At 55.3% G+C, this 11797-nt stretch carries 7 protein-coding genes and 1 pseudogene; 4 read left to right on the plus strand and 4 right to left on the minus strand.

Annotation, left to right across the window (positions count from 1 at the left end):
• The 3 genes from DPA2511_RS22895 to DPA2511_RS13705 form a co-directional block, all read left to right on the plus strand.
• A partial coding sequence (locus DPA2511_RS22895; protein WP_023638391.1) for an ATP-grasp domain-containing protein occupies window positions 1–392 on the plus strand: 392 nt, incomplete at its 5' end.
• A gap of 662 nt (window positions 393–1054) precedes the next feature.
• The gene (locus DPA2511_RS13700; RefSeq protein WP_015854349.1) at window positions 1055–2338 is read left to right on the plus strand and encodes an HAAAP family serine/threonine permease; all 1284 of its coding nucleotides are present in this window, start codon (window positions 1055–1057) and stop codon (window positions 2336–2338) included.
• Window positions 2339–2489: 151 nt separating this feature from the next.
• Window positions 2490–3860, plus strand: coding sequence for an L-serine ammonia-lyase (locus tag DPA2511_RS13705; RefSeq protein ID WP_015854350.1), 1371 nt, complete (start codon window positions 2490–2492; stop codon window positions 3858–3860).
• Between the two features lie 401 nt (window positions 3861–4261).
• Here the strand turns inward: DPA2511_RS13705 and DPA2511_RS13710 are convergent, their stop codons facing one another.
• The 4 genes and pseudogenes from DPA2511_RS13710 to DPA2511_RS13725 all read right to left on the minus strand — a co-directional run bounded on the left by DPA2511_RS13710 (window position 4262) and on the right by DPA2511_RS13725 (window position 9475).
• Window positions 4262–4711, minus strand: a complete 450-nt coding sequence (locus DPA2511_RS13710) for a helix-turn-helix domain-containing protein (protein ID WP_023638392.1) — start codon at window positions 4709–4711, stop codon at window positions 4262–4264.
• A gap of 133 nt (window positions 4712–4844) precedes the next feature.
• Window positions 4845–5658, minus strand: a pseudogene (gene pstB, locus DPA2511_RS21840) (phosphate ABC transporter ATP-binding protein PstB).
• Between the two features lie 17 nt (window positions 5659–5675).
• Window positions 5676–7322: a phosphate ABC transporter permease PstA gene (gene pstA, locus DPA2511_RS13720; RefSeq protein ID WP_015854353.1), complete on the minus strand. Its 1647-nt coding sequence runs from the start codon at window positions 7320–7322 to the stop codon at window positions 5676–5678.
• Window positions 7319–9475 carry an ABC transporter permease subunit gene (locus DPA2511_RS13725; protein ID WP_015854354.1) on the minus strand — a complete coding sequence of 719 codons (2157 nt, stop codon included), beginning with the start codon at window positions 9473–9475 and terminating at the stop codon, window positions 7319–7321. Before DPA2511_RS13725 ends, pstA begins: the two co-directional genes overlap by 4 nt.
• A 248-nt stretch (window positions 9476–9723) precedes the next feature.
• Between DPA2511_RS13725 and ppk1 the strand changes: the two genes are divergently transcribed.
• Window positions 9724–11793, plus strand: coding sequence for a polyphosphate kinase 1 (gene ppk1 / locus DPA2511_RS13730; RefSeq protein WP_015854355.1), 2070 nt, complete (start codon window positions 9724–9726; stop codon window positions 11791–11793).
• Window positions 11794–11797: the final 4 nt, after the last annotated feature.

An 11797-nucleotide genomic window follows, 5' to 3' on the forward strand; every position in this document is an offset into this window, starting at 1 on the left:
GTTTTATCGTCGGCGACCGTCTGCTGATCAATGAACTGGCGCCGCGGGTGCACAACAGCGGCCACTGGACGCAAAACGGCGCCTCCATCAGCCAATTCGAGCTGCACCTGCGCGCCATATTGAACCTGCCGCTACCGATGCCGGAGGTCGACGCGCCGTCGGTGATGATCAACCTGATCGGCACCGATGTGAATATCGACTGGTTAGCCTTGCCGCTGCTGCGACTGCACTGGTACGAAAAAGAAGTGCGTCCGGGACGCAAGGTGGGGCATCTCAATTTCAATCATTCAGACCGCTCTCTGCTGTGCCGCACGCTGGCGTCGCTATCGCCGTTGCTGCCCGATGAATACCAATCGGGCCTGGCCTGGGCGCAACAGTGTCTGACTGACTGAGACGACTTATTACCCCGGTCGCTCCGGCAGGAACGACCGGCATCATCGCCGCGCCGTTGCGTATGGCTTAGAGCCTATCCCAGTAGGCGTTATTGGCGCAGCCAGTTTGGACTCGGGAAGCCGCACAGAAACCGGAGCGTACACGGAGTAGGTGAGGATTTCGAGCACTGCCCAGAGCCAAAATGGCAAGTGAAATAGCCCTCATGGGATAGGCTCTTCATCCGATAACGTAAATTTATTCAGCCTATGACATTTTTTAGTACCACAGACAAACCAGCGAGGGTATTATTTTCCCGCTCGATAAAAAGCATCTTGATATTAATTAGCACATACGTTAATTATTCGTTATTCAAATACAGATGACGGAATCAATTAAGCGCAATCAATATAACGCATCAAAATAGATACTCTTAATTACGACATATTTAACGCATCAGGATTGATATTTTAATTTTAGTGAGATAAAATAAAAATAATTCATCCCCATCCATTTGTGTGATCACTCCGCTATTATTTAAACCCACCCCGGATATAGAATGCCGCCACAAACAGATTATCCCAAAAACATGATCTTTCATGTTTGAACCTGCAAATTAATTCAGTATTGGCATCAAGCCAGTACGGTACTTTTTTATACCTGTGTTCACCAAGGAGACACAACTATGAGCATAGTTCAAGACAGCGGTCAGGCACTTGATCAGGCCTCCGGCTGGCGCAAAAGCGACACCGTCTGGATGCTGGGGCTTTATGGCACAGCCATTGGCGCAGGCGTGTTGTTTTTACCCATCAACGCGGGCATTGGCGGGCTTATCCCGTTAATTATCATGGCAATTATTGCTTTCCCGATGACCTATTATTCTCACCGCGCATTATGTCGTTTTGTATTATCCGGCAAAAACGGTGGTGAAGATATTACCGAAGTCGTAGAAGAACATTTCGGCGTCGGTGCGGGTAAATTAATCACTTTGCTTTATTTTTTTGCTATTTATCCGATTCTTCTTGTTTATAGTGTCGCCATTACTAACACCGTTGATAGTTTTATTACTCATCAACTTCATTTACCCTCCCCGCCACGCGCCATCCTGTCGCTGGTGCTTATTCTTGGGTTAATGTTTGTTGTTCGTTTAGGCGAAGCCATCATTGTTAAAGCGATGAGTGTTCTGGTTTATCCCTTCCTCGCCGTATTAATGATGCTGGCCTGTTATTTAATCCCGCACTGGAATACCGGCGTATTTGAAAATATTTCTCTGAGCAATAATGTTACCGGCAATGGTCTATTGGCTACCTTGTGGTTGGCGATTCCAGTCATGGTATTTTCATTCAACCACTCACCGATCATTTCCTCCTTCGCGGTCGCTAAACGTCGTGAATATGGCGACTATGCCGAGAAAAAATGCTCCCATATTCTGGCCTGTAGCCACACCATGATGGTGTTGACCGTCATGTTCTTTGTGTTCAGTTGCGTACTGGCGTTATCGCCATCGGATCTGATGGAAGCCAAATCACAGAATATTTCCATCCTGTCTTATCTGGCTAACCACTTTAACAACCCGATTATGGGTTACATGGCGCCCATCATCGCGACCATTGCGATCTCCAAGTCATTCCTGGGCCACTACCTGGGCGCCAGCGAAGGCTTCAACGGTATGATATTGAAAAGCCTGCGCAGCCGCGGCAAAACGGTCTCCCTGGTTAAACTCAACCGCATCACCGCGCTGTTCATGCTGTTAACCACCTGGCTGGTCGCTACATTGAACCCCAGCATTCTGGGTATGATTGAAACGCTGGGCGGCCCGGTTATCGCTTGTCTGTTGTTCCTGATGCCGATGTACGCCATCCGTCGTGTACCGGCGATGCAGAAATACAGCGGCGCACTCAGCAACCTGTTCATCACCCTGCTGGGTCTGGTCGCCATCACCGCCATCATCTACACCCTGTTTGAATAATCCCGGGGCTTCGCGCCGCCCTTGTGCGGCGCTACCCGGCGAGCCGAACGCGCCATGCCGCCGGATAACGCCGACACCGCCCGACACCCCATTGTTATCCCCGGCGCTGGCAGCCACCATCACCAACGCCGTAGTCTGAAAGGAACCCCTTATGGTCAGCGTATTTGATATTTTCAAAATCGGTATCGGCCCTTCCAGTTCGCATACCGTTGGCCCAATGAAAGCTGGCAAAATGTTCACGGACGATCTGGTCAGTCGCGATCTGATGCCATCGGTTGCCGCTATAACGGTGGACATTTATGGCTCCCTCTCTCTGACGGGCAAAGGGCACCATACCGATATCGCCATCATTATGGGCCTGGCGGGTAATCTACCGGATACCGTTGATATTGATGCTATTCCCGCCTTTATCCAGCAGGTTCAGCACACTCAGCGTTTGCCGCTGTTGCATGGGCAGCACGAGGTCAGCTTCCCGCTGAACAGCACACTGCGTTTTCAGCCGGAAAATCTGCCGCTGCATGAAAATGGCATGACGATCAATGCGCTCAACGATCAGCAAGAGGTGCTATACAGCAAGACCTACTACTCCATCGGCGGCGGCTTCGTCGTGGATCAGGAAAGTTTCGGCAAGCCGTCGGTTCAGGAAGAAAGCGCCCCCTGGCCGTTCTATTCCGCCCGACAGCTATTACAACATTGCCATGACAATTGCCTATCGCTGTCTGCCGTGGTGATGAAAAACGAAATCGCCATGCATAGCCGCGAAGCGCTGGAAAGTTACTTCGCCAGCGTCTGGCAAACCATGCAGAACGGTATCCATCGCGGCATGAATACCGAAGGCGTACTGCCGGGGCCGTTGCGCGTACCGCGCCGCGCCTCTGCCCTGCACCGTCTGCTGTTCATCAACGGTCGTTACTCCAGCGATCCGATGGACGCGATGGACTGGGTCAATATGTTCGCGATGGCAGTATCTGAAGAAAACGCAGCGGGCGGACGGGTAGTCACTGCCCCGACCAACGGCGCCTGCGGCATTATTCCCGCCGTACTGGCCTACTACGACCGCTTTATCCAGCCGGTAACACCGGAAACCAGCTTGCGTTATTTTCTGGCGGCGGGCGCTATTGGCATCCTGTTCAAGATGAACGCCTCCATCTCTGGTGCGGAGGTCGGGTGTCAGGGGGAAGTCGGCGTCGCCTGCTCGATGGCCGCCGCTGGGTTGGCTGAACTGTTGGGCGCCAATCCGGAACAGGTGTGCATCGCTGCGGAAATCGGTATGGAACACAACCTGGGGTTGACTTGCGATCCGGTCGCCGGCCAAGTGCAAGTTCCCTGCATCGAACGCAATGCCATCGCTGCAGTGAAAGCGATTAACGCCGCACGCATGGCGATTCGCCGCACCAGCGAACCCCGCGTATCGCTGGATAAAGTGATTGAAACCATGTACGAAACCGGTAAAGACATGAACGCCAAATACCGTGAAACCTCGCGCGGCGGCCTGGCCATCAAGGTGGTGCAGTGCGAATAAACGTTGATCGGGTCATCGTCCGCGCGGGATAGGCGTTAATGTCGGATATGGATGTGCGACGCGGACAATAGCAACCGGGACAATAGCCACTCGAACCATGGCAATCAAACTATGGCAATCACACCATAGCAATCACACCATAGAAAAAGGGCTGATGCAGACGCATCGGCCCTTTTTACTTACTGGTTACTGGTTACTGGTTACTGACACTATCAACGGTTATCTGGTTATCCACTACCGCTGACGCTTCGGAAAAGCACCGCCCGGATTACCGCTCTCGCCAACGTCTCACAGATACCATCAGGGTTATCCGTTACCGCTCGTGCTTAAAAAACCCCGCGTGTTTTACCGCTACCGCCGACATCCCGCCCAAAGCGCGCCGGTTATCGGTTATCGGCAAGTCAGACGTTCTTTTTTTCGCTGCTCGGCCAGGACCAGATCAGGTTGTTTTCCGCCGCCGAGACATACCAATCCAGCGCGCTGCTGGCTGTCGCCGCCTTGGGTACGCTAGCGTCGACCGGCATAGCGCCGGCCGGGAAGGCTGCATTTTTCTTGCGGATACGCATCGGCGTTTTCGACTGTTCGCCGTTCACCTGCGCATTGAAGGTTTCCACGCTGGCGTCAAATAAAACGCCCTCCAGCTGATGCAGCCGATTCAGGCCGCGCAGAATGGACAACAGGCTGCTCAACGTGATGGATTCGCCCATTTCGGCGCGTTTGATGGTGGCGATGCCCAGCCCGGCTCGCTCGGCTAAATCGACCTGCGATAATCGTTGCTGGATACGTGCATCTTTTATCCGTCGGCAAAGCTCGGTGATGATGTCACCTTCGCTCATGGTGCTGAATCTCATAATGCTATTGGCCGCCCCGCTGTTAAAGTGCGCATATTCTACCATTGCACCGATAAATGGCGGAGGCGGGCCGGCAACAAAACGCCGGATTCTCGACGCAGGTCAATTTTTCATAAGAAAAAGATATGACAATTCACCCAAAACGCCCGGTGATGTAGTCTTCGGTGCGCCGTTCGGACGGCGCGGTGAATAGCGCATCGGTGTGGTTATATTCGATAATGCGCCCCTGATGGAGAAAGGCGGTGTAATCCGATACTCGTGCCGCCTGTTGCATATTATGCGTCACCAGCACCAGCGTAAACCGCTGCTTCAGCGCCCCGATCAGTTCTTCAATCACCAGCGTAGAAATCGGATCCAGCGCCGACGTCGGCTCGTCCAGCAACAGAATCTCCGGCTCGATGGCGATCGCCGGCGATCACTAAACGCTGTTGCTGGCCGCTGGAGAGCGTCAATGCGTTATCGCTCAAGCGGTCTTTCACCTCATGCCACAACGCCGCCGCTCGCAATGCGCTCTCCACGGCGTCATCCAGCACACGGCGCGTCTTCACGCCTTGCAGCCGCAGGCCGTAGATCACATTGTCGTAAATGGACTTCGGAAACGGGTTCGGCCGCTGAAACACCATACCGACACGGCGACGCAGCATCGGTACATCCACCGCTGGATCGTTGATCTTCATATCCTGCAGATAGATATCGCCTTCAATCCGGCAATTATCCAGCAGATCGTTCATGCGATTGAAGCAACGCAACAATGTCGATTTACCGCAGCCGGAAGGGCCAATCAGCGCAGTAACGCGATGTTTCGGAATACGCAGCGAGATATCGCACAGCGCTTGTGTGCCGCCGTAATACAGGCTGAGGTGATCCACCGACAACGCCGTCTGCTCATCGCTAAGCTGCTGAACATCCATCAAGGGTAGCGATTCCGACTGTTTGAACATGCCCATCCATTTACTCCCGTTACTCAAAGCGACATCGCCCGGTATTTTTCGCGCAGCACATGGCGGATGCCAATCGCCGACAGGTTCAACACCACCACAATCAGTACCAGCAGCAGCGCCGTGGCGTACACCAGCGGGCGCGACGCCTCCACATCCGGGCTTTGAAACGCCAGATCGTAAATCTGGAATCCCAGATGCATGAATTTCCGCTCCAGGTGCAGATAAGGGAACAGGTCGTCCACCGGCAATGCCGGCACCGATTTCACCACCCCCACCAGCATCAAAGGCGCGGTTTCACCGGCGGCGCGCGCCACCGCCAGAATCAACCCGGTCATCATCGCCGGCACCGCCATCGGCAGCACCACATGCCACAGCGTTTCCGCTCGTGTCGCCCCCAACGCCAGCGACCCATGACGAATCGACGCCGGGATGCGTGATAGCCCCTCCTCCGTCGCCACGATCACCACCGGCAATGTCAGCAGCGCCAACGTCAGCGACGCCCATAACAATCCTGGCGTACCAAATGTCGGGTTGGGCAACGATGCGCTGTAAAACAGTGAATCCAGCGTTCCGCCGACCAGATAGACGAAGAAGCCCAGCCCAAATACGCCATAGACGATGGAAGGCACCCCCGCCAGGTTCGCCACGGCGATCCGCACCCAGCGCGTTAATCCATTATTATCAGCATATTCATGCAGATACACTGCCGCCACCACCCCCAGAGGCATCACGATGATCGACATCAGAATCACCATCAGGATGGTGCCGAAAATGGCGGGGAACAGTTGGCCCGGCCCGCTGTTATCCGGCGAGAAACGGGCCATCATCGATACCAGCGTCTGCCAGGCGTGCGCCACTTTCTGCACGGTGGTCATGGTGTTCGGGTACCATGCCGCCTCGATCAACTTCACCGGGATCTCATGCTTACGGCCATCGGCGTCTCGCAGGAGCAACGTGGTGCGATTAATTTCGCTGTTAAGGCTGACCAGTTGCTGGTTCAACGCATCAAACTGACGCTCCAGCTCGATACGCTCCGCCCGCAGCCGCGCCTGGGTGCGGCTATCCAACCGGTTTTCCTGCCGGCGCTGGTGTTCTTCCAGCCGTAGTGCGTCGAACTGCTGGTTGATTCTGACCATGCTTTTCAACCGAATGTCCTGCGCACGCCCCATCAACGTCTGCACTTGCGCAATACGTTGTTGCAGCGCAGCCGCCGGATTTCCCGCCACCAGCGGCTGACCATCCTCCGTCATGCCGTCCAGATAGCCATACGCCATCCCGTTGACGGTACGGCGCAACGCCAGCAATGCCGAAGCACGCTCCCTTTGCGCGACGTCGGTGGACAACAACGTCTGGAAACTCTGCCCGTACACTTCCCGCATACCGGTTTTCACCAGATAACGGCTGACCGTCTCCTGCGGCGGCAGCGTGATGCCAACCGCTTTCCGCTGCTGCGGCGAAAGCGGCTGCTCACTGTACAATTCGCCAATTAACTGACGCGGGCTGCCTTGCCGATCGTTGTAACTGAAGGACCACAGCGGCTGCGGCCAGAGATAACGGGCGCTCTGACCAGCCAACAGGATAAACACCGCCGCCAGCGCGATCAGACTGAAGCTGATGGAAGACGCCGTCAGCCAGATCCACGGCGTGCCGCCGCCAAACCAGCGTTTCATGCCTGCTCTCCCTCATCGCGATAACGTCGACGCAGACGTTGGCGAATTGCCTCCGCCAACGTGTTGACGACAAAAGTAAAAATGAATAACGCCAACGCCGCGAAAAACAGCACCCGGTAATGGCCGCTCGCCATCGCCGCCTCAGGCATCTCGATAGCAATATTCGCCGCCAGCGAACGCAGCCCCTGCAACAGGCTGTTATCCATCACCGGCGTGTTGCCCGTCGCCATCAATACAATCATCGTTTCGCCGACTGCACGGCCGAAACTCAGCATCAACGCGGCAAAAATCCCGGAGCTGGCCGAGGGCAGAATCACGCGCCACAACGTCTGCCAGGCGGTCGCCCCCAATGCCAGCGAGCCCTGGCTCAACGCAGCGGGGACGCTGAATAGCGCGTCCTCCGCCAGCGAAAAAATCAGCGGGATCAGGGCAAAACCCAACGCTACGCCAGCGACCAGCGCGTTACGCTGGCTGAACCCGTCGCCCAACCATTGCCAAAGCGGTTGCCCCAGCAACGCCATCTCCAGCCGCGGCCCCAACCAGCAGGCCGTCGCCAGCATCAGCAACATGGCGGGGATCAGCAACATGGCATCCCACCCCGTCGGCAAGCGCCTGCGCCAACGCGCCGGCAAGCGATCCAACCACCAGCCGCACGCCAGCACCGCCAGTGTCCACAGCACCGGCAGTAACAGTAACGAAGCCAGATAATCGGCCATCTGCGGCGCCAGCCAGAGCGCCGCGATAAGCCCGATCACTACGGTAGGCAACGCGCCCATGATTTCCATTGTCGGTTTTACCCAACGCCGCAACGTCGGCGCCATAAAACAAGCGGTATAGACGGCAGCGGCCAGCGCCAGCGGCGTGGCGAACAGCATGGCGTAAAACGCCGCTTTGAGCGTCCCCGCCAGTAAAGGCGTCAGGCTAAATTTGGCTTGATAACTGTCATCGGCCGCCGTCGGCTGCCAGACATAATCAGGATGGGGATAGTTCTCGTACCAGAGCTTTTGCCAAAGCCCGCGCCAGCCGATATCCGGGTACGCATTGTCCAACTGATAGGCATGCCAGCCCCGCGGCGACTCAATCAACAATGCTCGCCCATGCGGCGAAAATGCCGCCAACGTCGCCGACGATGCCAGTTGTGCAGTCAGCAATGCGCCCGGCTGTTTACTGGCGAATAACGAAAACGCCCCCGTGGGGGTCAGGGTGGCAAACACCCGGCGACGGGGTTCGACAATCAGGCGGAATGGTGGTTCGGCCACCGGAAAATGACGCGCCGCAGTGAGCCGCATACCGTTCTCCGTCGGGGTATCAAACCATTGGCTGAGAGCGCCATTGGCGTCATTGATCAACAGCGAATGCCCACCGGCCAGCAAGGAGAGTGAAAAAGGCGCCGTGCCGGGAAGCGCCAGGGTTTCACGCAGATTTAGCGCCGAACCGCGCCACTCCCACACCGTTAACCGACGTTCAGACAAGGTATACAGTTGTTGCCCATCCGGCGCGAGCAACAGTTGCCCGACAACATCGTCCAATGCAATTCGCCCGCCCGGCGTCATACCCGCCGCCCCCGGCAAATACCATCGCAACTGGTTATCCTGCGTCACCACGGCAAGGCGCGGGCCGTCGTCTCCATGGGCAATCGCTAATAATCGCAACGGCGCGGCATCGCCATCTAACGTCAACGGACTGGAGCCTAGCGGGAACCGCCATTGCGGCGTCGCGCCTGCGGGCTGCGACAGATCAGGTTGCACGATGCTCACGGAACCGTCGGGATGCCCCAGCGCCAGCAGCGGCTGCTCATCAACGCTGCCGGCAGTCAAAACCACCTCGGGCATACGAGAAAGACGCGCGATGCGCTGACCGTGCGTCAGCGAAATCCATTCGCCGTTTCCATGACGATCAAGACGAAAACCGGTTTGACCATCATCGCTGATGCCGAGCGCTACCGCCGGTTCCCGGTCGTCCAATGTCACATCCTGTACTGCATGGATTGAGGGCGGGAAGAACAACGGAATCACGACATACAGCAGATAGAAAAAAATCAGCAGCAGCGCCAGCAACACCAGCCAACCGCTTCCCACTACGATCCGGTGGGTCAGGCGATCAATCAACGCCCGCCGTTTGTCCCGATACGGTAATCTGCCTGTGTCTGCCATCGCTGTCGTCGTCAATCCTGCCGGTTCGTTTGAAATCGGTAGCCAATACGGTCTGACGCCCGAAACGACATTCGGCCCGCCGGATGATTTGGCTTACTATCACCATAAATGGGGTACATATGTTGCCTTTACCCCTGGAATATGACAATGGTAAGTCTGCCCGTGCATTCGCTTTTATCGTCATGTGCACGCCACAATGCGGGTAGATAGTAGCTGCACTTTATTAAAAATAGTGTAACGGAGTGACAATGAGTCAGGACAAACTCTATATAGACAAAGAGTTGAGCTGGTTATCTTTCAATGAACGTGTACTGCAGGAAGCCGCAGATAAAAGCAACCCGCTGATAGAACGTATGCGTTTTCTGGGCATCTACTCCAGCAACCTGGATGAATTCTACAAAGTCCGTTTTGCCGACCTCAAGCGCCGTATCCTGATCAATGAAGAACAGGGCTCCGACAGTGGATTGCGCCATCTGTTGAATAAAATACAGGAACGAGTGCTAAGAACCGACCAACTGTTCGACAACCTTTACAACGAACTGCTGCTGGAAATGGCTCGCAACCAGATTTTTCTAGTCAACGAGCGGCAGGTTTCCCCCAGCCAGCAAATCTGGCTGCGTGAGTATTTCCGTCAGTACCTGCGCCCGCTGATTACCCCGATCTTGCTGCTGCCGGAGACCAATCTGGTCGAGTTTCTCAAAGATGACTACACCTATCTGGCCGTAGAAATTATCCGCGGCGACAGAACCGATTACGCACTGCTGGAAATCCCTTCGGATAAGATTCCGCGCTTCGTCGATCTGCCATCAGAAGCGCCGCGCCGTCGCAAGACAATGATATTGATAGATAATATTCTTCGTTACTGTTTGGATGACATCTTCAGGGGCTTTTTTGACTTCGATTCGCTGAACGCCTATTCGATGAAGATGACTCGTGATGCCGAATACGATCTGGTCACGGAAATGGAGTCCAGCCTGCTGGAACTGATGTCATCCAGCCTGAAACAGCGCCTGACCGCCAAGCCGGTACGCTTCGTCTACCAGCGTGATATGCCGGACGCCATGGTGCGTTGTCTGCTCGATAAGCTGGGGATTTCGTCCTACGATTCAGTCATTCCCGGCGGGCGTTACCATAACTTCAAGGATTTCATCGGGTTTCCCAATGTCGGCCGCGCCAATCTGGTGAACAAGCCACTGCCGCGCTTGCGTCACGACGGATTCAGCCGCTTCCGCAACGGGTTCGAGGCCATTCGGCAGCGCGATATACTGCTCTACTACCCTTACCATACCTTCGAGCACGTACTGGAACTGCTGCGTCAGGCATCCTTTGACCCTAACGTGTTGTCCATCCGCATCAATATCTACCGTGTGGCCAAGGACTCCCGCATCATCAACTCGATGATTCACGCCGCCCATAACGGCAAAAAAGTCACTGTCGTGGTTGAACTGCAGGCGCGTTTCGACGAAGAAGCCAATATCCACTGGGCCAAACGGCTGACTGAAGCCGGCGTGCATGTGATTTTTTCTGTCCCTGGGCTGAAGATCCATGCCAAGTTGTTTCTGATCTCCCGTAAAGAGGGGGATAACATCGTGCGTTATGCGCATATCGGCACCGGGAACTTCAACGAGAAAACTGCCCGGCTCTATACCGACTATTCGCTGCTTACTGCCGATGAACGCATCACCAATGAAGTTCGCCGGGTATTCAATTTCATTGAGAACCCCTATCGTCCGGTCAGTTTCGACTACCTGTTGGTTTCCCCGCAAAACTCCCGCGCTCGCCTCTATCAGCTGATTGATGGTGAAATCGCCCATGCGACGGCTGGCAGAGAGGCGGGGATTACGTTGAAGGTCAATAACCTGGTGGACAAGGGATTAGCCGAACGGCTGTATACGGCCTCTGCGGCTGGCGTCAAGGTAAACCTGCTGGTGCGCGGGATGTGCTCCCTGATTCCAGAATTGCCGGGGATCAGCGATAATATCCGGGTCGTCAGTATTGTTGACCGTTTTCTGGAGCATGATCGTGTCTATGTGTTCCATAACGGCGGCGATCAGAAGGTGTTCCTCTCCTCTGCTGACTGGATGACCCGTAATATTGATTACCGTATCGAGGTCGCGGTGGAAGTGCTGGATCACACTCTCAAGGAACGGGTGCTGAACATACTGGAGATCCTGTTCAGCGATACGGTAAAAGCCCGCGAAGTCGACAAGGAACAGAGCAATCGCTATGTCGCCCGCGGTAATCGGCGCAAAGTACGCGCCCAGTATGCCATCTATGACTATATCAAGGCGCTTGAGCAACACGGAGAACAGGCCTGACCCC

Source organism: Musicola paradisiaca NCPPB 2511 (assembly GCF_000400505.1).
Lineage (GTDB): Bacteria > Pseudomonadota > Gammaproteobacteria > Enterobacterales > Enterobacteriaceae > Musicola > Musicola paradisiaca.

Coding starts and splice junctions, on each gene's coding strand:
- pstA (WP_015854353.1), bottom strand. CDS start 7,322: ATGAAACGCTGGTTTGGCGGCGGCACGCCGTGGATCTGGCTGACGGCG.
- DPA2511_RS13710 (WP_023638392.1), bottom strand. CDS start 4,711: ATGAGATTCAGCACCATGAGCGAAGGTGACATCATCACCGAGCTTTGC.
- DPA2511_RS13705 (WP_015854350.1), top strand. CDS start 2,490: ATGGTCAGCGTATTTGATATTTTCAAAATCGGTATCGGCCCTTCCAGT.
- ppk1 (WP_015854355.1), top strand. CDS start 9,724: ATGAGTCAGGACAAACTCTATATAGACAAAGAGTTGAGCTGGTTATCT.
- DPA2511_RS13700 (WP_015854349.1), top strand. CDS start 1,055: ATGAGCATAGTTCAAGACAGCGGTCAGGCACTTGATCAGGCCTCCGGC.
- DPA2511_RS13725 (WP_015854354.1), bottom strand. CDS start 9,475: ATGGCAGACACAGGCAGATTACCGTATCGGGACAAACGGCGGGCGTTG.